Here is a 22,204-nt window from a genome sequence, read left to right as displayed (position 1 = left end):
TGTGTAAAAAAGGTTTAATAAAGCCAATCCCCAGCAGCTCTAACAGCGTCTTTACTCAAGGTTTCCAATAATGGAATTTTGCCTATTAAAGTTAAGCCTGTATACTGCAGAATATATCTTTCCGATTCAGAATCGGGATTTCCGTTAAAGATAATGCCTTTGATGGGGATGTCTTCGCGCATAAGGGCTTTCCATGATAATATCGTATGATTAATACTTCCCAAATAATTTTGAGATACCAATATTACTTCTGCGTCCAACTTTTTGATTAGGTCTATAATTAAATCGGTTTCGTTCAGCGGTACCATTAAACCGCCTGCACCTTCAATAATGAGTTGATTATCTGTAGCAGGTATTCTAAATCTGTTAATATCAATAGTTATACCATCAATAACTGCAGATTTATGAGGCGAGTATGGCTGCGTAAGTCGATAAGTCTCTGGATGGAAAACAGTTTTAGTGTTTGAAATTAGCGACTGTACTTTAAGCGTGTCGCTATCATCCAAATCGCCAGACTGTATCGGTTTCCAATAATCTGCCTGTAGCTTTTCGGTCAATATAGCGGCGGTAATTGTTTTTCCTATGCCGGTTCCGATACCGGTTATAAATAATGGTTTATCCATTGATGATGTTATTTAGTGTAAGTGCCAGCAACTCCATTTGCTGAGCGGTATTATAAGCATGCAAGCAGATGCGTAACCGTTCTGTACCAATTGCCACAGTGGGGCTCAGTACAGCTCTTACGTCAATACCTTTATCTTGTAAAACCTGCGATGCATTTTTAGTTGTATCGTTATTCCCTATAATAATGCAATGAATTGCACTAAAACTATTAGTTTCAATATGGTAGCCTGATAGCAGATTTTTAAACAGTTTAATATTATCCTGCAGTTGATCTATTTTCGATTGTGAAGCGTCGAGAAGTTTGTAAGCCATTTTAATACCGGCCAATTGGTGAAAGGATGCGGCAGTGCTATAAATAAAAGATCTCGCGAAGTTGGTTAAATAATCGCATAATATCCGGCTACCCAAAACAATGGCACCATGCGTACCCATAGCTTTCCCGAAAGTTATGATCTGCGCGAAAACACGGTTCTGCAATCTTAATTGATCTACTAAACCCTTATCGAACACGCCTATAGCATGCGCCTCATCCACTATTAAATGCGCATTGTATTGTCCAGTTAGGCCAAGAATGTCGGCAATGGGGGCGATATCTCCGTCCATCGAATATACACTCTCTATCACCACATAAATTAACCCTTTAGCATGTTTTAGCTTCTCCTCAAGGGCCTCCAGGTTATTATGCTTAAAAGTATATCGATTGGCGTTACTGAGGCGTATACCGTCTATAATAGAGGCGTGGATCAATTCATCGGTTATTACCGTATCACCACGCTGCGGCAAACTGGAAAACAGACCAACATTAGCATCATAGCCCGAGTTAAAAAGTAAACCGCCCTCGAAGCCGTGATATAGTGCCAGCTGCAATTCTAAATCTTGTGCATACCGGGTATTTCCGGTCAGTAGGCGAGAGCCTGTTGATCCATTTAGATACTCTGGATGCTTAGTGAGTTCGTCCGCTATATTGCGCTTTAAAATAGGAGAATGGGCAAAGCCTAAATAGTCGTTTGAAGCAAAATCTACAAGATCCACGTTCTCAGATTTTAGCATCCGATAACTACTATCATGCTTGCGCTGGTTGAGCCTGTCGGTAAGATATGTATCTGCTTGATGCGACATTTTAATCTGCAGCTAAAATAAAAAAAGCGGCACAATGGCCGCTTCTTCTATTTGCAATTTTTGCAATTAGTTGTTTTGTGGAGGAGCACCACCGCCGTTTTGCATACGCGCGCGCATCTCATCCTGCATTTTTTTGTAAGCAGCTGCTTGCTCTGGTGTTAAAATAGCAACAATTTTAGCTTGTGAATCTTGTCTGATTGGCTGCATACCTTGCATCATAGCTTGCCTGTCGCCGTTTGAAGCTGTACGAACGCTATCCATTTTAGTAGCCTGGACAGTTAAAATAGACGTGATCTTAGCAGTTTGATCATCAGTTAATTTTAACTGGGTTTGCATGGCTTTAGCCTGCTCGTCAGGGCTCATACGCATACGGCCGCCCTGTGCATGTGATGCTGCTGCAAAGCCCACCACTAAACAGCACATTAAAAAGATCTTTTTCATGTTTTCAGTTTTTTATAGTTAGGATAAAGATATACCCTAATGGTTTAATAACAAGGCTGTAACTTAATTGTTGCTTTGCAGTTTTGAAATGGATCTTTGCATCTGTGTCATCATGGCGGTAAGGCTTTCCATGGTAGGTTCGGGAGTAGGCTCGGGCATGTGGGTTGAAAAATAAGCCTTAGCTTTCCATACTTCTAAAATGTCTTCGCCGCTAATTTCGTAAGGCTCATATACCGGGTTATCTGATATCAGTTTTAGTTTCTTATTTTCTTTATACCTGTTACCGATGCGTTTATATACTACGCCTTCGGTTTTAGAAATTACTACATAGGTTTCTGCCGATTTAATATCAGCCCAATTCTCAACATATTCGCCAATAACAATACTGCCGGATAATAAAGGCAACATAGAATCGCCCTTTATCTCGAAAGCGCGGAAGGTGCCCTGTTTAAACATAGGCAAATAGAATTTCGGTAATGTACCCACAAACTCGGGATCGGCGTAGCCATTTAAATACCCTGCGCTGGCTTTAACGGGTACCAATTCTATATTCTCGTTATCTTCTTTATCTACTGTAATACTCAACACACGCAGATTAGCCGGGTTGCCTTTAGGCTTTGGTGCCCATTTTTCATCGATAGTTTCATTGATTAAGGCATCAATACTAACATCAAAAAAAACTGCTAATTTTTTTAGCAAATCGTATTTTGGATCAGCCCGATCTTCCTCATAAGCGCCAACCAACGACCTTTTGATACCTATTTCGTCTGCAAATTGTTGTTGGGTTAAACCTTTTTTCTTTCTAAGAAATTTTAGGTTGGATGAAATTATTGACATAAATATTTGGAATTGCTAATTTTGTTAGTAACTTTATGCTCATAAAATTAGTAATTATTTTTTGACTAGCAAACATTATTATCAAATGAAAAGGTTCATCTATATTATTACAGACAGAAACAGAAAAAATTTGCACGTAGGTTTATGCTCAGATCTAGTTAAAACCTTGAAGTTTTACAGCGATATGCCCACCTTATTTTTTGATAATGCACAACAACTAAACCGCCTGGTTTATTTTGAGGAGATTAATAATGAAGATATGGCCATGGAGCGCTTTAAATTTGTAAGCACATTTACCCGTAGCCAGAAAGAAAAAATGATTAGGTCTGTAAATGCTGATTGGGTAGACCTTACCATCGGATTAAAATACGAACACGGTATGCGCACCAGAACTTATGTTCGGCCGTCGTTTGCATCGCGTTTAAAAGCTACTGCTTAATAAATTTCAGAGCGCCGGAGTTCATACAATATCGCTTGCCACCACGATCAACCGGGCCGTCGTCGAATATATGGCCGAGGTGCAAGCCGGTACTTTTTTCCACTACTTCGGTACGCTCCATTCCAAAGCTACTGTCTTTTATAAACGCCACTTTATCGGCTTTAACCGGCTTAGTAAAGCTCGGCCAGCCCGTGCCGCTGTCAAATTTATCGTTAGAACTAAACAGTGTATCGCCTGTCGCGGCACTCACATAAATGCCTTTCTGGTGGTTATTCCAGTAAGCATTTTTATACGGAGGTTCTGTGCCTTTATTCACCATAATATCGTACTCATCGGGCGTGAGCTTGTTCTTCCACTTTTCTGCCTCAACCCTGGTGGTTTTACCTTGATTAGTTTGCCCACTCATTTGCTGACAGCTTAACAATAAAGCTGCGCTAAACACCATTAAACTCGCTATCGTTTTCATTTGGTTTAACATTTATGTTTCTGTATCTGGTTGTTTACAGCACGCTTATTTACAGACAACGTGTTATTCTAATTACGATACCATTTTTAAATGGATCTGCGTTTGGGCACTAACACCCCGTTTATGACATGAATTATACCATTGCTCTCCTCAATGTCGTCAACCTGTATCAGGCTGTTGTTCCCAAACTCGTCGGTAAGTACAATATTATCCTTATCGTCTTCAGTAGCGATTAGTTTACTACCGGCTAAGGTGGTAAATATGGCTTTACCTTTTCCGGCGCGTATCTCTTTAGAAATTTTTTTACTGTTTACTTTCCCCACAATGGCATGATAAGCCAACAGCTGACACAAATCGAGATTATGATTTATCTTTAAAAGTGTATCCAATCTGCCTTCCGGAAGTTTTTTAAAGGCCTCGTTAGTAGGCACGAACATGGTAATAGGCCCTTTACTTTTGAATGTACCAATTAATCCAGCCTTCCTTATGGCGTTAAGTACGATGCTGAACCGCGGAGCATTGGTTAAGTTTTGAACGATGTCTTTGGAGGCGTACATGTCGACACCGTCTACCTCTGTTACCTTTTTACTTTTGTTTATTTTAACCCTAACACTATCAGTAACCGGGGTAGAAGGCATGGCTACTTTCTGTGCGTATACGCCAATGCTAATAAAAACTATTGTTATGAGTAATAATACCCTTCGCATAAAATCTTGTAATGATAGATACTTAACTATTTACCATACAGGTTGTTTTAAATAAAAATAGCGGCTATAAGCCGCTATTTTTATTTGGAGTAAAGATCTTATTACCATCCAGGTGTGAAACCGAGGCCAAATACGGGCTTTTTAACATCATTACGATTAAATGGCATCGCCAGGTAAGGCTCTAACACAAAGAAACCGAATAAGTTAACACGCAGAGAAACGCCAGCACTCAATGCCGGTACCCGTTGGTTGGTATTGTATACAGGTGCCGTAACCGGCTGTCCGTTAGAACCCAATATGGGGTTTCCGTTTGCATCTTTTACATCTGCCGTGCCAATAATATCCGGTGTTTTCTGAAATTTGATCTGGTTACCGGCGTTCCACGCTAACCCGGCATCAAAGAACAGATTCAGTTCTGAGAAGAAGAACTTTGATTTTATTTGCGATAACTTCTCTGGTCCGGTAAATGGTAACCTGATCTCGAAGTTAGCCACTGCAATACGATTACCTGACAACTGATCAACAGTAAAACCGTTGGTGCTTACCTTATTGCTGTTATAAAAACTATTGTACTCGTAACCGCGAATCAGGAAAGGGTACCCGATAAACATTGGGTAAAGCAAATTCTTAGTATCGCCAAGTCGACCGTAGGCGTAAAATCGCGCCGCAAGTGTAATCGGACTAAGGCGTTCGTACTTCCTTACATCAATACTTGGGGCAAAATAATGTGCCGAGCCAAAGTCATATTCTGCCTGCAGGCGATATCTGTAGCCGTTTAACGGTGAGGCTATGCCAAAGTAAGAATTGTCGCCTACAAGAGCTGTATTTACCTGCATAATGGTAAATGGCTGCAGGCTGATGCCGTTGTTATAAGGATCGGCTTCGTATTCTGAACGAGAGATGTGATGCTTCTCGGTGTTTATTGGCTGAAAATTGGTGGTGTCATAATACGTACTATATCTATCTACACGATAATTATACCTCGAAATACCGGTACCAAATTCCATCCGGGTAACCTTCGAGAGCGGGTAGGAGGTAAATATCGTTGCCTGGTCTTGAAAAATGCGAATGATATCATAACGCTCTTCCAACACCGGAATATTCTTACCCTTGTAATTATAGGTAGAAGGCACAAGGTTATAGTTGGCGTACTGATAAGGAATATGTGAGATCGAGCCACCTATATTCCAACGACCTTGCTGGTTTATATAGGCAACCTGGGCACCAAAATCATAAATCTCTCCATTAACAGAGGCGCCGGCAAAGATTTGATTACGCCCCAATATATCGCTAAATACGCCCTGTATGCCACTTGCCAAACCTGCGCCATAAGTACTCACGCCTACGCCAACACCGCTACTAGCCAAATAATCGAGCTTAAATTGCGGTCGATATGGCGTGTTTTTTATAGAATCCGTTGGAATACGCTGATAAGCCAGAAAGTTATTCAAGTTGGCATTAATCAGATCTACACCAACGGCACGTGGCGGAGGCAATAAGGCAGCGTCGAAATTAGTAATACCAGGATCAACCACTGTTGGTTTGAAATCTGCTGCCTTGGCATTATATAAAGCATACTTCTGTGCACGATAGTAAGAATAAACAATATCGTCATTACTAGAAACGCTCAACGCCGGCGAGTATTCGGTAATACCGCTAATGCCTGTAAACAGGTCTGTCATTTGCTCGGTTTTGCCCGTAGCCAGTGTATAACGATACATATTGCGGAAGCCGTCTTTATTAGACAGGAAATAAACCTGTGAGCCGTCTGCGGAGTATTGAGGGTTAAGATTATTAGCGCCGTTAAATACTTTAAGATCGGTTACTTTTCCGGTTGCCAGATCTAGTTCAGCGAGGTTGAAGGTAATTTCCTGGCTTAGGGATTCGTCGTAAGTACTGCGGTCGGAAGAGAAGATGATCTTTTTTCCATCGCGCGAAAAGCTCGGCTGATAATCTGAATACTTGTCGTTAGTAAGTTGTGTCTCTTTTTTGGTTTCAAGATTGTAGGTGTACAAATCTCCCTGCCCCTCAGACATACCCTGAAACACAATTTCTTTACCATTAGGAGACCAGGACAGATTACTAAACTGCTCAACTTTCCCCATAGAAATATCTTTCAGCACACGCCCATTTGGTACGCTTACGATAAGCATACGATTCCGGCCACTATTGAATACGCTGAACGCAAACTTTTTGCCATCGGGAGACCAAGCTCCCGCCGATTCTATGAAATTGAACTCATCTATATGTGTGTTAGACACCTTGCTGGTGAGTTTCTTTATGACTCGCCCAGTCCTGGCATCCGCGAGATAAAGGTCAACCGTAAAGAGATCTTTTTCCGACAAGAAAGCCAGGTATTTGCCATCCGGACTAACAGCCGGGGCAACGTTCATTTCCCCCGCATTTTTGTTATCGATAATGCGCTTACCTACAGGCGTTTGTGTTGTATCTTTTAAGTATGGTTTATAAGTAGCTTCTATTGAGTTTTTCCACAGTTTGGAGAGCGTTTTGTCATCATAACCAAAAGTGCGCCTTATACCATACTCTAACCCAAAACGGGCTGTATTTTTAAAGAACGGAACAATGATGGTATCGCCATAAGTAGAACCCAGAAAGGACCAAAAAGCTTCCCCATAACGATAAGGGAAATACTTAGTGCTTTCGGTAAGATCGCGAACCGAAGGAATATCGTGGTTCAGATAGGCATCGCGCATCCACATAGCCGTATATGCGTCTTTTTTACCCAGGGAAAGGTATTCCGCCATACCCTCAATCATCCATAAAGGTAAATTGCCGATGCTGGCCAAACTGGCCGTATCACTTGTTAAAAGCGAATGGTATTGAAACGCGTGAACCAACTCGTGACCGATAACGTGCCGCGTAGTTTGGTTAGTTTCCATGATAGGCATCACTACCCGGTTTTTTAAACCTTCGGTAACACCGCCGGTACCTACACTAATCTCGCCGTCAATTGCCGTTGTCTGTTGGAAATCGGGGTGATTTGCGTATAGAATAATCGGATTTGCCTTGCGAAATGTATCTCTGAAAACCTGTTGATGTAAGGTGTACCATAGTTCGCTTTCCTGGGCAAAACGCTTTACAAGACTATCATTTTTCATGTAATAATAGATCTCGAAATGCGGGGTCTTGTAAACCTTAAACTTTAAATTTTTATATCGCACCTTGTTTTGGCCGAAATACTGCGCATTCGCTTTCTGGGTACCAAGTAAAGCAAATAACAAACAAAGAACGACTATGGCTGTACGATTGAATTTATTTAACCAGGGGTATAGTTTACGCATATATCAGCAAGCTAACGTTTGTTAAATTTAACAATTCAGTTTATTAATTCGTAGTCGGAGGCGCAGAAGTCGGTTCTGTTGTAGCCGGCTGCGGTACCGCCAATGTAGTATCAACTGGTGCTGACAATGTATCTGCCGATGTAGTATCTTCCGAAATATGCGGAGACGGGCAATTATAGTCTTTAGTGATCTTGCTCCATGGTTTTGGAAATGAACCAGGTTGATATCCGCTCTTTGGATCAGCATAAACCTTTTCCATAAAACGACCGAATATTGGCAAGGCAGTATGTGAACCTTCGCCACTTTCCGATGTGTTGAAATGTACACTGCGATCATCCGCACCCACCCAAATACCAGTCACTAAATCTTTTGTAATGCCCATATACCAGCCGTCCACGTAGTCTGAAGAAGTACCGGTTTTACCACCAATTTGGTTGCTTGCCTTTTTCCATAGACCAGGATACTCCCAAAGAGCTTGTGAAGTACCTCCAGGTTCTTCCATACCACCACGGAACATGTATAACATTAACCATGCGGTTTCTTCACTCAATACTTTTTCGGTCTTCAATGTAAATTCTTCCAACAGGCCTCCATTGTTATCTGTAATCTTAGTTACGAGCAAAGGATCGATTTTGTTGCCTCGGTTTAAAAAAGTACTGTAAGCACGCACCATTTCATAAACAGAAACATCGTTAGATCCCAATGAAACAGAAGGTACAGATTTAAGCGGGCTTTCGATACCGCATTTATGGGCATACTCAACAACTTTATCCCAACCAACCTTTTCGGTCAGTTGTGCGGTAATCGAGTTAACCGATTTACCCATAGCCCAACGTAAAGACATTTCACGGTAAGAGAAATGGAAATCAGCGTTGTTTGGTGCCCAAACATCAGGTTTGCCATTATCCATATAACTGATAGAAACCGGTTTATCGGTAAACTTATCGCATGGGGTATAACCATTATCTAAAGCCGTTAAATAAGCAAATGGTTTAAATGTAGAGCCCGCCTGACGCTTTGACTGATTTACGTGATCAAAATTAAAATGCTTATAGTCGATACCACCAACCCAAACTTTAATTTTACCAGTACTCGGCTCAATGGTCATCATACCAGTATTCAATATTTTGGCATAATATTTTAATGAATCTGCGCTGGATAGGGTAGTGTCGCGATCGCCGCCCCAGGCAAATACAGTCATCTTTTTAGGCTTTTTGAAATATGCCTGTATTTGCACCGTATCACCTTTATATTTTTTATCAAGCAAATCATAAATTGGCAGCTTTTGCTCCGCCTTCAAGATAAAATCTTTGATCTCTACACCTTTAGAATCTCGCCAAGGTGCCTTCTTTCCCCAAATGCTGTAAAAGCGCCTTTGCAGCATTCTCATCTTCTCGTTTACAGCTTCTTCGGCAAATTGTTGCAAACGGGAATCAATGGTGGTGTAAATCTTAAGACCGTCTTCATACAGATCGTAATCATTGGCTTTCAGCCACTTGTCGAGCCATTTCTCAACAGCATGGCGGATGTATGAATCTCCTTGCGAATCGTTTTCTACATAACTTAAATCGAGATTTAGCGGCAAGTGCGAATTTTCGTCGTAAATGGCCTTAGTAATGTAATTATACTTCTGCATTTGCCCCAAAACGGTGTTGCGCCTTTCGAGCGCACGCTGCGGGTAGCGGATAGGGTTGTATACTGACGTACCTTTAAGCATACCTATTAACATAGCCGCTTGTGCGGGATTAACCTGGTTAGGGTTTTTGTTAAAATATTTAAGCGTGGCCGTTTTTATACCGAATGAATTATTACCGAAAGGCACGGTATTAAAATACATGGTAAGTATTTGTTGCTTGGTATAAAGGTGTTCTATTTTAAATGCCGTAAGCCATTCCTTACATTTATAAACAATGGTGCGGAATACCGGAATATGCTTTATAAAGCCCTGCGACTTACGTTTACGTGTTTGAAAAAGGTTTTTGGCCAGCTGTTGGGTAATAGTACTGCCACCCCGTTTATCGCCTTTTGCAGTTGAAACTACGCTTGTAAAAAACGAAAAGAAGTCGACACCATGATGCTTGTAAAAACGTGCATCTTCAGTTGCTACCAAGGCATTGATCAGATTGGGCGATATATCTTTAAATTCGACAGGAGAGCGGTTTTCTTTGTAATAACGACCTAATAATTTACCATCGGCCGAGTAAACTTCGGAGGCTACGGACATGGTAGGTGTTTTAATATCCTGCATGTCAGGCGAGTACCCGAACAGCCATAAGAAGTTCAATTCAATGGCACAGAAGAAAATAATTACAAAATATATAAAAATTACAAAACTACGGAGGTATATGTTGTTTATACGTTTGAACATTGGGTAAAGATGTGAATTTATGCCACTATTTCATAGTGGTTAACAAATATTAACAACGTAATTATAACCACGAAATTTTACTTAAAATACTTAACTTTTTAACACATGGCTAATATAATAGAGCAATTTAAAATAACCGGCGATAAACAAATATCGCTTGACGATTACGATACCAATTACACTGCTGACTATAAGAAAGATGATGCGGAGGAAACCCTTACCGCATTAATTAAAGAAACTTCAGCTCTACAAACACGACTGTATGCTGCCAACCGTTATTCGGTACTCATCATTTTTCAGGCGATGGACGCGGCGGGCAAGGATGGAGCCATTGCGCACACCATGTCGGGTTTAAATCCGCAAGGCTGCCAGGTGTTCAGCTTTAAGCAACCAAACACCGAAGAGCTTGATCACGATTTTTTATGGCGACATTATAAAGCTTTGCCCGAGCGCGGTCGAATTGGTATTCATAACCGATCGCATTACGAAAATGTGCTAATTACTAAAGTGCATCCGGAAATTATATTGGGTGAGCGTATTCCCGGTATTGAAAGCGTTGAGGATATTACCGACGACTTTTGGAAGGGGCGCTACAAGAGCATTAAAGATTTTGAGAAGCACCTAAGCCGTAATGGCACCAAGATTATCAAGTTCTTTCTGCATCTTTCTAAAGATGAACAAAAAGAGCGTTTTCTAAAAAGATTAGATACTCCAGCTAAAAACTGGAAATTTTCATCGGCCGATGTAAAAGAACGCAGTTATTGGAAAGATTATCAAAAAGCCTACGAAGATGCAATTAACATAACTGCCACCGATGAAGCACCGTGGTATATTATCCCAGCGGATAAAAAATGGTTTACGCGTATCGCTATCTCCACTATTATTTTAGAAACAATGAAGCAACTTGATCTGAAAGATCCGGTATTATCCGATGATGAAACCAAAAAGTTTGCTGAGATCAGAACTATGTTAGAGGCAGAAAAATAAACTATGGCCTAATAAGGCCATTGGACATGAAGTGGTTTATCCATCCATGGATACTTAATAATTGAGAATGAAAACGGCGACCTATTGATAAGTATATCATAGGCCCGTTTTTCGACGATAAGTTCCCATCTTTCGTTCTGTTCAAGTAGGAGACCGTTTCTCACCAACCAATTGCCTCTAAAGCCATCAATTGAAGAATCTCCTATTGCAGGCCAGTGACTAATAACTGCATCGATAAGTCCGGATATTAAACTAGCTTCATTATCGGATAAATTAATCTCTTCGGGTACTGATGCGGATAGTGGTAAGCCGCAAAGCACTTTGTTTAGTGGTAAAAATATTTCTTCGGTACTTGTTAACCCGGTTATTACATATTGCAAATATTGTACGGCAGCCGTTTGGTTATCCGTATTTAAAAACTTCTTATCCGCCATGAGGTTTAAGCGCTCAAAAAGCATTGGTATATAGGTATTTAATAATACTATACCAGCATTTTTAACTGAAATTCCACCTTTATTAATAACACTATTGTTTTGTTTTTCGGATAACATCTTATTGAGGTTTTGATTTAGGCTTATGAATTATAAAAAATAGCAAATCGCTGTGATTTCTGCTTTGATGCTTATTCTACAATTATTTCATCGGCAAAAATATACGACGGGTTACCTTTGCTTTCGTGCCAGTCGGGGAGCGGGCCGTATTGTTTGGCTACCACTTTTATATACCGGGTACTTATGCCAATTGGTACCGAAAAATTTTGCGTCTGCACAGTCAGGTCATCAGCTTTCACCTTGGTGTTAACTGTTGCAACGGGTTTGAAGTTTTTCCCATCATCAGATATTAAGACCTGCACCGCTTTAGGGAAGATGATCCATGCACGAGTGTCTTGCAGTGTGGATAGCGTTACTTGCTTCACATATTTTTTGTTTTGCAGATCGATTACCGCATCTAAATCGCTTCCCTGATAGCCTTGCCAGTTACCCAAACGCCAGTCAGTTTTACCCCTTAGGCCATCTATAAGCGAAATATCGCCTTCGGCTGCGTAATTTGAGAGGTAGTGGGTATTGAGCTTTAACTTCAGGTCGTCGCGCATTTTACTAAAGGTACCAGAGTTTACAAAGCTCGTTTTGCCATTCTTAACGGCGATGGCTTTAATATTTGTTGTAGACGAAATGAGGAATGGTTTGTTATACAGAGTAGATGAGATAGTTGGCGTACTGCCGTCTAAAGTATAATAGATCTTTGCATCGCTTTCGGCACATTTAATTTCGAGGCTGAAAGGTTGATAGAAGATCTTTGACGATACCGTAAAATAGGGGTTCGACACTATCTGATCATCGATTATTTTGGAGGTTGGGTGCTCCAAATCCTGTATGAATAACTTGTTAGGTAAGCGGCCTGTGAAAATTTCAAACTCGTTGCCTTTCGCTATGTCATCGTAATTAATGTATAGTTTGTTGTAAGGCGATTTGCCAAGGTTCATTCCCTGAAGGTAGAAATTACCGCGGCTCATGCCTGCGCTCGTATTGATGATGGTAAATTTCTTGCCGTTCTCGAAGTTAATTACCGCCTTGTCAAACTGTGGTAGCCCGATTTGAAATTGTTGTTGCCCGGGTGCGATGTTATATAAACCCAGTGAACTCATTACATACCAGGCTGACATTTGCCCGCAATCTTCATTACCAGCCAAGCCATCCGGATTGTTGCTGTAAAGCTCGTTCATGATGCGCCCCAGGTAACGTTGTGTTTTGCTCGGATCGTCGGTAAAATTGTATAGGTAAGCCATGTGGTGACTCGGCTCGTTACCATGCGCGTACTGGCCAATCAATCCGCTAATATCATCCTGCTTGCGACCAGTAATCTGATCAGCAGTGGTAAACAGTTCATCAAGCTTAGATTCAAATGCTTCTTTGCCGCCCATTCGGTTCATTAATCCCTCCACATCCTGCGGCACGAGGAATGAGTATTGCCAGGAGTTACCTTCAGTATAGTTGTTATTAACGTCTGTGGCTTTAAATGGCTCAAACCAACCACCATTAGTGCGGCCTTGCATAAAACCGTTTTGATTGTTATAAACATTCTTCCAATACTGCGCTCGCTGAATAAACTGGTGATAGTCGGCTTCCTTGTTCATCATCTTGGCCATTTGGGCAATACACCAATCGTCATAAGCGTACTCCAATGTTTTGGAAACAGATTCGTGTTCATCATCAACCAGCACAGCCCCGTTTTTACGATAAGAATCTAAGCCAAATTGATTGCGATTTACCGCAGCTTTCATGGCTGTAAAGGCTTTTTCAGCATCAAAGTCTCTTATGCCTTTAGCATATGCATCAACAATAACGGGGATAGCGTGATTGCCGATCATACAATAAGTTTCGTTTGATGCCAAAGGCCATATCGGTAACAACCCACCTTGATCGTACATTGCTAAAAAGCTCTTGATAAAATCGAGTGTGCGTTTACGATCTATCAATGTAAATAAAGGGTGTTCAGCTCTGAACGTGTCCCATAGCGAGAACACTGTATAATAGTTAAAATCTTCTGCCGTGTGTACCTTTTGATCCATACCGCGATACTGACCGTCTACATCGTTATAAACGTTTGGTGCCAGCATGGTATGGTACAGGGCCGTGTAAAATATCGTTTGTTTTTGTTTTACATAATCAACAGGAGGGGTTTGTCTTTTGGTACGTGTGTTTGACCCATAGGGATTATAAGTGGCATTTTGCTGTTGTTGGGTCTGAATGCTTGGTGCGCCGCCTTCTACCTCAATTTTAGCGAGTGCATTCATCCATTCTGTCTTAGCTGCCTTTTGCACGGTTTTAAAATCGAAGTCAGATACCTCGGCATCAAGGTTTTTTAATGCGCCTTCGGCACTTACTGATGAGATACCAACTTTTGCGATGACCTCTTTAGGGTCATCAAATTGGATAAACATTTTTACGTTCTTGCCCTCTGCCTTTTGCTTATCTGTCTGTAAAACGTCGTTTAAAGCAATACCATATGTTTTGAAAGGCTTTGAGAATTTGGCATAGAAATAAACATATTGATTTTGCGCCCAGGATTTAGATTGTCGGAATCCGCGGATTTCATGATCATTAACAACCTCTATCCATGAATCCAGGACTTCGTCGCGATGTTTCAGATCGATAATAATATTGGCTTCTGGCGTACTTGGGAAAGTATAACGGTGCACACCCACGCGTGTCGTAGCAGTAAGTTCCGCAATTACACCATATTTATCCAGTACCGTTTTATAATAACCTGGCGTTGCGATCTCATTCTTCTTCTTAAATCCCGAACTGTACTCCGTATTTAAAAACTTCGGTTCGCCAGTGGTTGGCATAAACAATACGTCGCAATAGTCGGCAACGCCTGTGCCACTTAAATGGGTATGCGAAAACCCGTAAACCACGGTATCGGTATAGTGATATCCTGAGCAACCGTCCCAACCCTCCAGGCGGGTATCGGGGCTCAACTGTACCATGCCAAATGGAACAACCGCGCCGGGGTAGGTGTGGCCATGCCCGCCGGTACCTATAAAAGGGTTAACCAGAAGCGTGTAATCCTTTTTCTTTTGGGCAGATACGTTAGTTATATATGACAGTGCAAGCAGCAAGAAAAGCGGCTTCAATAATCTCAATTTATTTAAATGCATTAGTAGGGTTTACAATAACAATACGCAAATTAATAAATTACGGTTACGTACCAATAAAAAACGCCCCGCAAATACATGCGGGACGTTGGGGTTATCAGTCAATAGTCAGTAGTTAACAGTTTCTTTTATCGGGTTGATAGCTTCCTTTTTTCGCGCCTGTGTATAATGCGATATACAATTGCGTAAATAATAGGGAGTATTAGCAAAGTAAGTATGGTTGAGGTAACTAAGCCTCCAATAACCACAATGGCCAAAGGCTTCTGCGTTTCTGAACCAATACCGGTTGATACCGCAGCCGGCATTAAACCTATAGCGGCCATTAGCGCGGTCATTACAACCGGGCGTACACGTGATATTACACCATCAAGGATAGCCTTGTCTAACGGCATACCCTCATGCAGGTTTTTGCGGAATACAGAGATCAGGATCACACCATTTTGGATACACACCCCAAACAGGGCTATAAAACCAATACCTGCAGATATACTGAAGTTGATGCCGGTAATGTGCAAGGCCAAAATTCCACCGATCAAAGCAAATGGCACGTTGAGGATTACCAGGAAGGCATCTTTAGCGTTACCGAAAGTCATAAACAAGATCAGGAAGATTACCAGTAAACAGATAGGTACCACACGCGATAATGTCTTAGACGCGCGGATCTGATTTTCAAACTCACCGTTCCAAGTAAAGCTGTAGCCATGATCTAATTTTACAGCGGCGCCAACTTTTTGTTGAGCTTCGGCAATAGTGCTACCTAAGTCGCGGCCACGTACCGAGAATTTTACGGCTATATAACGCATGTTGTTATCGCGATAAATAAACGCAGGACCGGTTAAGGTTTTAATGGTAGAAATCTCTTTGATCGAGATTTTCGAACCATTAAGCGTAGGCACCATCAGGTTTTCAATCTTTTCCTGGGTATCGCGTGAGTCTTTCTGATAACGAATGCGGATGTCAAATTTACGCTCGCCTTCATATAATTGGGTTGCGGCTTTACCGCCTATTGCCATCTCGATAACAGCATTGGCATCGGCAGTTGATACACCATAAAGCGCCATTTTGCGTTGATCTAGCTCGATACGGAATTCTGGTTGCCCAAGGTTACGCAGTACACCTAAGTCTTCAACACCCTGGATTTTTTTCAGCACATCCATAACAGCATTGGCTTTATGGTCGAGCACCTCAAAGTCTGGTCCGAATATTTTAACCGCCATCGAAGCAGGTACACCCGCAACAGCCTCGGCAACGTTATCACTGATCGGTTGCGAGAAGTTGTAAATAATACCCGGGTACTCACTCAGCTTCTTATACATATCGGCAATCAGCTCTTCTTCGGTTATATTACGTTTCCATTGTTTTTTAGGCAATAAATCCACCTGAATCTGTACGTTAAAGAAACCTTTAGGATCGGTACCATCGTTAGTACGGCCAACTTGTGAAAGGGTTTGCTTAACCTCGGGATATGTGGCCAGTATAGCACGCATCTTATTGGTAACGTTTACCGAGCTCTCTAACGAGGTACTCATTGGCAACTGCGCGGTTACCCAAAGAGCACCCTCATTAAGCTGAGGTAAGAATTCTGTACCCAACAACTTGGCAGAACCAAAAGTTAACACCATAAACACCAGTGATATGATAAGGCTTAGTTTCTGGTTTTTATAGGTAAAGTTAAACATGCGGCGTACGCCGTTTTCAAAGAATAACACCACAGGGTTGTGTTTCTCTTTTACGTTTTTGTTCAGCAATATGCTCGATAGGGCAGGTACCAACGTTAGCGTGAAAATTAATGCACCAATTAATGCAAAACCAAGGGTGTAAGCCAATGGCGAGAACATTTTGCCTTCTACTTTCTGGAAAGCGAAGATTGGCACCAAACAGGTAAGGATAATTACTTTGGAGAAGAAAATGGCTTTACCCATTTCTGTACCCACGTTTTTAAACAGGCTTAGTTTAGCCAGCTTATTAAATTTCTCCATGCCAACCTCATGCGCACGGTGATCTAGCGCAACGAAGATACCCTCAACCATTACCACAGCCCCGTCGACTATGATACCAAAATCGACTGCGCCCATTGATAGCAAGTTGGCACTCATGCCTTTTAAGCGCAAACAGATAAAGGCAAATAGCAGTGCTAATGGGATAACAAGCGTTACCGTTAAAGTAGTGCGCCAGTCGGCCATAAAGAGGAATACGATAACGGTTACCAGTACTATACCTTCGCAAAGGTTATGGATAACAGTTTCAGTACAGAACTCCATCAGGGTGGTACGATCGTAAAAAGTATCGATCTTTACATCCTTAGGTAGTATGTTCTCGTTAAGGTCTTTCACCTTGTCGCGTACACGTTCCAGTACTTCGGCAGGGTTTTCACCTTTACGCATAACCACGATACCTTCTATAACATCGTTTTGCTTATCGCGACCTACCTGGCCTAATCGCGGTAGCCCGCTTTCTTTAATTTCGGCAACATCTTTGGCTAGTATCGGTACGTTGTTTACGTTTTTAATAATGATATTGGAGATCTCATCGATATTATTGATCAAACCGATACCTCGTACTACATAAGCCTGATCGTTTTTCTCAATTACATCGCCGCCTACGTTAATGTTACTTCTGTTAATAGCGTTAAAGACATCTAACGAAGTCAGCTCATATTTACGTAGCAGGGCAGGGTTAACACTTACTTCGTAGGTTTTTTCCTCACCACCAAAGCTGTTAACATCGGCTACGCCGGGTATAGCTTTAAATTGACGATCGAGCACCCAATCTTGTATGGCAGTAAGCTCATGCAATGATTTGGTTTTACTCTTTAGGGTGTAACGGTAGATCTCGCCGGTTGGGCCGTAAGGTGGCTCAACTTCCGGCTTAACGCCGTCCGGAAGATCGGCATTACTTAAACGGCTCAATACTTGCTGACGTGCGAAGGCGTCGTCGACCCCGTCATCAAAAATAATACGGATATAAGATAACCCGAATGAAGAGGTGGTACGCAAATTCGATTTGCTTTGTACTGAGTTCAGTACTGTCTCCATTGGAATAGTGATCATCTTTTCCACTTCCTCGGCACTGCGACCGGGCCATTGGGCTATGATGATGATCTGTGTATTGGTAACGTCTGGAAACGTTTCAATAGGTGTATTGCTATAGCTCCATACCCCTAACGCAACCACTACTGCCGTCATAAAAAATATGAAGTAGCGGTTCTTCAGAGAGAATTGTATGATGCCTTTAATGAATTTATTCATTGCTTAAATTAGTGTAATAATTAGCGACTAAACTTTATAAACTGCCTTATCGAGCTGTTACTCGGCAGTTAACGCATCATATAACATCAGTTGGTTTTTTGATACCACTTTATCGCCGGGTTTTAAGCCCGAGCCGATATACGTAACATCATCAACAGTTTTAATTACGCTTACTTCGCGCACTTTGAGGTCGCATTTGCTGTTGTAAACCACTACATAATTTTTGCTGCTGTCAAACACAACTGCCTTAGCCGGGATAGCAACAGCTTGTTGGTTATCGCTGTTGGTAATGGTTACGCTGGTAAACATTTCGGGTTTTAAAAGCATATCAGGATTAGGTAGTACAACCTTTATCTTCATTACCTTGTTATCCGGATCAAGCACCGAGCTTACTTCGTTAACCACACCTGTAAATACTTTACCAGGGTAGGCTATTGTAGTTACTTTAGCAGCATAACCTTTTTTTACTTTGCTAATGTCAGATTCAAAAACGTTAGCCCAGATCCAAACATCCTGCATATTTGAAATGGTAAACAAACTGGCGCTGTTATCCGGGCGGATAAAGCTGCCTTGAGTGATATTCTTTTCTACCACATAGCCACTTTGAGGTGCTCTAACCACCAGCGTGCCGGACGCATTAGTATTACCACCGCCATTAATAGCGATCTGATCTTTTACTTTACTACTTGCAGCTACTGCTTTATTATAGTTTTCTTTAGCCTCGGTATAGTCGCGCTCACTCGAGATACCGTTTTTATAAAGGTACTCCGCCTGCGAAAGCTGACGTTTAGCAATTGCCAGATCGGATTGTGTAGCGGTTAAATCGGTATAGTTACCGGCAACATCCGCACTGCGTATTACAGCAAGGGTTTGGCCCTTCGTTACTCTATCGCCAAGCGACACTTTAACTTCCATAACCTGTCCGCTCGAAAAAGGGAACACTTTAACCACGTTGTTATCATCAAAAGAAACCTCGCCCGAAAGTGTTAATTCATCTTTCATGGTGGCTGTTTTAGCGGTATCAATAGTTATTTGTTTAGCCATTGAGTCGCTTACACACACCTGTTTGCTTTCTACAGTCTCTTCGGTTTTATGCTTGCATGCTGCCAGCAACGTTAAAGCGGCAAAGCCGGTTACTAACGCTTTCGTTTTCATCATTTATAGTTTGTTGTTATCGAGTTTAAATTAATTAAGGCTTAATCACGGTTACACCAACGGCGAAGTTGAGGTCGGCAATAGATTTTTGCAGATTATACTGTTGTTGCAAAATCTTAAGCTTGGTGTCTTTGTAGCTATCGAAGAAATCGATAAACTCCACCAAACCAATCTGACGCTGCTTTAAGCTGGTAGACATGGCATTAAAAAGCTTATCGTACTGCTCATTAAACTGTGTTTGCTGTGTGCTAAACAGTTGCTGGTTTAACTTGTACTGATTAATAGCCTGTACCACGTCATTGCGTAACCTAACTTCGTTATCCTGTAATGTGGCTTGCTGACTCATTACATCGTACTTAGCAGATTTGATATTGCCTTGATTGCGATTAAAAACCGGCAGGGGTAAACCGATTTGTAAACCGTAGTAATTACGTGCATAACTACTATTTTTATCAAACGAGCCACCAATAGTAACATCTGGCGCAGCCATAGCTTTTTGCAAAGCCAGGTTATGGGTAGATGATTTTAACTGGTATTGGTTAGATAAATAATCGGGACGGTTTGTTTTGGCCTGTTCAATTAAAGCCATCACGTCGAGATTAACATCCTGTACTGGTGTATCATTTACTACCGGTAAAACAAAGCTGGTTTCTTTAACACGTAGCAATGTTTTAAGTTCGGTTTGCAGTTCATTGATTTGGCGCGAGTTTTCTACCATATCGTTCTGTAACCCAAATAAAAGAGCTTTCAAACGGATAAGATCCTTCATCGAGGTGTTTCCTGCATCGAAAGTCTTCTGGGTGGCGTCAACTAGGTTATTTGCTGCTGTAATCTCTTTCTGATAAACCTGGCCTTGCTGCACCAACGTAGCTACCTGACCAAAATCGAGCTGAAGATTGTAACGCAGGTTACGCATCAGATCGTTAAACTCAGCTTCCTGGATTTGAGCGTTGTCTTTAGCAACCTGTACCTGCTTCCCGCGTTTGCCTGCGGTGGTAAATACCTGGCTTAATTGTAAAAACACCTGACCATTATCATTAGCATGATAAAAGAATTTTTTTGTGCCACCATCCCAAATGTTTTGATCTGTACTAAGGGTGGGGTTGTCCCAAAGTTTGGCTTGATCAATGAGTGCTTTTGTAGATTCTACGTTATACTTCTGTGCAACCAGGCTTAGGTTGTTTTGCAAAAATTGCTTTTCAGCATCCTGAAAATTTATCTTTAGCGTATCTGTCTGGGCCTTAGCGTTTAGTGAAGTAATAAGTGTAAAAGCAGGTAAAATTAAAGTTAGTTTCTTAAAGTTTTGCATTGTTTCTGTTCCCTATTCATCGATACAAATTTTAATAACGGATATGAATTTTGTATGAAGTAATAACTAAATGAACCGTTTATTGAAATAGTATACTCTTATAAACGATATTAAAGCTATTTTCATAATGGTGTCCGCCCTCTAAAATTATTACCCTGCAACTTTGCTTTGGTAGCTCATTTACAGGCACATCCTCCTCATCTTTGCCAAAGAAGCAGGTAATATGAGGGGCATTCATTTTCTCTATTTCGGCTGGTACTTTTAATTCACGATCCGACGAGCCGAAATTTAGCAGATCACTTACATGTACTTCGAAATCTGTGTCTTTTGAAGGGGAAAGGAGGCCTACGTACTGAATCCGGTTTTTGATATTCTCCGGTAACCTATTGTAAATAAAGGGCATTACATCAGCCCCAAATGAATAACCAACCAGTACGATGTTCTCTTTTTTCCAAGTTACAGAATATTTATCGATCAGCATGAGAACATCCTGTGCAGTTTGTTCAGGCGATTTCTTGATCCAGAAATATTTAAGCGAGTTTAGCCCCACGACCGGCACACCGTGCGATGCAAATTCGGAGGCAATTTGCTGGTCGAAACCAGTCCAGCCGCCATCGCCAGAGATCATTAAAACCATCTTGTCAGAAGTGGCTGTCCCGCTGGCCTCGGTTACTTTAATAGGCAGATCAATCTTCATATTGGCTTCGTTTGGTGGAGGAACGTCCCGCGTTGTAGTTAACAAATGGGCGTAAGCTTGTTTAAACTGCGGCACCCAATTTTTATCTTCAGTATACCCATGGCCAACTTTGGGTAAAGAAATAACCTGGGCATGAGATACCTTTTTTAGAAAGGCAACTGTTAATGCATAGTCGCATATCTGGTCTACATTACCTTGCATGGATATAAAGGGCGTACTTAAATTACTTGTTGGTCCAATATCATATCCTTTGTTATCATTTCTTTTGATGCACTCAAATTTTCCGGATCCAATGCAAAGCGGCTTATTAATTTCCAGATCGGGGCAAAACCCAAATACGATAGCCCCTCTAAAAGTGTTCTGTGGGGCCTGCGCCAATAAACCATAAACTAATGTTGCGCCAGAAGAATAACCTAGCAAAACGGGCGTGAAGTAAGTTTTATATCCCATTTCCTTTTGTACAAACTGGCTCATTTCCTCAAAGTTAGCAGCGGGATATAAGCATGCGGATTTACTCTCGCGCATATATTTTAGTACGCGACGAACATCAACACCGATTAATAAAGTATTGGGCGATTTAATTTTTAAGGCAATACTTTCGATACCTTCATTCCAGCCGCCGTCGCCGGACACGCAAATAATCACGTTATTTATAGCTTGCGTTGGTTTATATAAATGAAGATAGCCGAAACCGCCATAACGAATAGAATCGGTTTCTTGAGATTTGGCTTGCGCGTAGTTGAATGAAGCAGATGAGAGTATAATCAATATGAATTTAGCGAATGGTACCGTTAAGCTTTTTATGATCTTCTTCATGTTATAAATTCGAAATTGAACATTCGAAATC

Annotated in this window: 16 protein-coding genes; 2 read left to right on the top strand and 14 right to left on the bottom strand. The window is 41.4% G+C overall.

What is annotated here, in order from left to right; genetic code table 11:
* Positions 1 to 14: 14 nt before the first annotated feature.
* The 4 genes from bioD to GSY63_RS21865 all read right to left on the bottom strand — a co-directional run bounded on the left by bioD (position 15) and on the right by GSY63_RS21865 (position 3,021).
* Positions 15 to 623, bottom strand: a complete 609-nt coding sequence (gene bioD, locus GSY63_RS21880) for a dethiobiotin synthase (RefSeq protein ID WP_166587986.1) — start codon at positions 621 to 623, stop codon at positions 15 to 17.
* A complete protein-coding gene (locus GSY63_RS21875) occupies positions 616 to 1,743 on the bottom strand; it encodes an aminotransferase class I/II-fold pyridoxal phosphate-dependent enzyme (protein ID WP_166587985.1) in 1,128 nt (375 codons plus the stop codon). Before GSY63_RS21875 ends, bioD begins: the two co-directional genes overlap by 8 nt.
* 66 nt (positions 1,744 to 1,809) lie before the next feature.
* Positions 1,810 to 2,184: a hypothetical protein gene (locus GSY63_RS21870; protein ID WP_166587984.1), complete on the bottom strand. Its 375-nt coding sequence runs from the start codon at positions 2,182 to 2,184 to the stop codon at positions 1,810 to 1,812.
* 63 nt (positions 2,185 to 2,247) lie between these two features.
* Positions 2,248 to 3,021, bottom strand: a complete 774-nt coding sequence (locus GSY63_RS21865; RefSeq protein ID WP_166587983.1) for an XRE family transcriptional regulator — start codon at positions 3,019 to 3,021, stop codon at positions 2,248 to 2,250.
* An 85-nt stretch (positions 3,022 to 3,106) separates the two neighbouring features.
* Here GSY63_RS21865 and GSY63_RS21860 point away from each other — a divergent pair, with 85 nt between their 5' ends.
* On the top strand, positions 3,107 to 3,460 hold the full coding sequence (locus GSY63_RS21860) for a GIY-YIG nuclease family protein (RefSeq protein ID WP_166587982.1): 354 nt from the start codon (positions 3,107 to 3,109) through the stop codon (positions 3,458 to 3,460).
* On the opposite strand, the gene msrB is transcribed toward GSY63_RS21860, so the two are convergent.
* From msrB to GSY63_RS21840, 4 genes are all read right to left on the bottom strand, one after another.
* Entirely contained in the window at positions 3,450 to 3,926 is a 477-nt protein-coding gene (gene msrB / locus GSY63_RS21855) for a peptide-methionine (R)-S-oxide reductase MsrB (RefSeq protein WP_166587981.1), read from the bottom strand. The genes GSY63_RS21860 and msrB overlap by 11 nt on opposite strands.
* 86 nt (positions 3,927 to 4,012) lie before the next feature.
* Entirely contained in the window at positions 4,013 to 4,633 is a 621-nt protein-coding gene (locus GSY63_RS21850) for a fasciclin domain-containing protein (protein WP_166587980.1), read from the bottom strand.
* A gap of 101 nt (positions 4,634 to 4,734) precedes the next feature.
* Positions 4,735 to 7,935: a DPP IV N-terminal domain-containing protein gene (locus GSY63_RS21845; RefSeq protein ID WP_166587979.1), complete on the bottom strand. Its 3,201-nt coding sequence runs from the start codon at positions 7,933 to 7,935 to the stop codon at positions 4,735 to 4,737.
* A 43-nt stretch (positions 7,936 to 7,978) separates the two neighbouring features.
* Complete coding sequence (locus GSY63_RS21840; RefSeq protein WP_166587978.1) at positions 7,979 to 10,303, bottom strand: transglycosylase domain-containing protein; 2,325 nt, start codon at positions 10,301 to 10,303, stop codon at positions 7,979 to 7,981.
* A gap of 105 nt (positions 10,304 to 10,408) precedes the next feature.
* On the opposite strand from GSY63_RS21840, the gene GSY63_RS21835 reads away from it, so the two are divergent.
* The gene (locus tag GSY63_RS21835) at positions 10,409 to 11,290 is read left to right on the top strand and encodes a polyphosphate kinase 2 family protein (protein WP_166587977.1); all 882 of its coding nucleotides are present in this window, start codon (positions 10,409 to 10,411) and stop codon (positions 11,288 to 11,290) included.
* A gap of 8 nt (positions 11,291 to 11,298) precedes the next feature.
* Here GSY63_RS21835 and GSY63_RS21830 read toward each other — a convergent pair whose 3' ends face one another.
* The 6 genes from GSY63_RS21830 to GSY63_RS21805 form a co-directional block, all read right to left on the bottom strand.
* On the bottom strand, positions 11,299 to 11,841 hold the full coding sequence (locus tag GSY63_RS21830; protein WP_166587976.1) for a contractile injection system tape measure protein: 543 nt from the start codon (positions 11,839 to 11,841) through the stop codon (positions 11,299 to 11,301).
* 71 nt (positions 11,842 to 11,912) lie between these two features.
* Positions 11,913 to 14,951, bottom strand: coding sequence for a GH92 family glycosyl hydrolase (locus tag GSY63_RS21825; RefSeq protein ID WP_166587975.1), 3,039 nt, complete (start codon positions 14,949 to 14,951; stop codon positions 11,913 to 11,915).
* A 125-nt stretch (positions 14,952 to 15,076) separates the two neighbouring features.
* Positions 15,077 to 18,196 (bottom strand): efflux RND transporter permease subunit, encoded by a 3,120-nt coding sequence (locus tag GSY63_RS21820; RefSeq protein ID WP_166587974.1) that lies wholly within the window; start codon positions 18,194 to 18,196, stop codon positions 15,077 to 15,079.
* A 57-nt stretch (positions 18,197 to 18,253) separates the two neighbouring features.
* Positions 18,254 to 19,354, bottom strand: a complete 1,101-nt coding sequence (locus GSY63_RS21815) for an efflux RND transporter periplasmic adaptor subunit (protein ID WP_243749296.1) — start codon at positions 19,352 to 19,354, stop codon at positions 18,254 to 18,256.
* 31 nt (positions 19,355 to 19,385) lie between these two features.
* A complete protein-coding gene (locus tag GSY63_RS21810) occupies positions 19,386 to 20,660 on the bottom strand; it encodes a TolC family protein (protein WP_166587973.1) in 1,275 nt (424 codons plus the stop codon).
* A 79-nt stretch (positions 20,661 to 20,739) separates the two neighbouring features.
* Positions 20,740 to 22,173: a virulence factor family protein gene (locus GSY63_RS21805; RefSeq protein ID WP_166587972.1), complete on the bottom strand. Its 1,434-nt coding sequence runs from the start codon at positions 22,171 to 22,173 to the stop codon at positions 20,740 to 20,742.
* Between the last annotated feature and the right edge of the window lie 31 nt (positions 22,174 to 22,204).

It is taken from the genome of Mucilaginibacter agri (assembly GCF_009928685.1).
Lineage (GTDB): Bacteria > Bacteroidota > Bacteroidia > Sphingobacteriales > Sphingobacteriaceae > Mucilaginibacter > Mucilaginibacter agri.
Note: the sequence above shows the minus strand (reverse complement) of the source record. Positions and strands in the feature narration are given on the sequence as shown.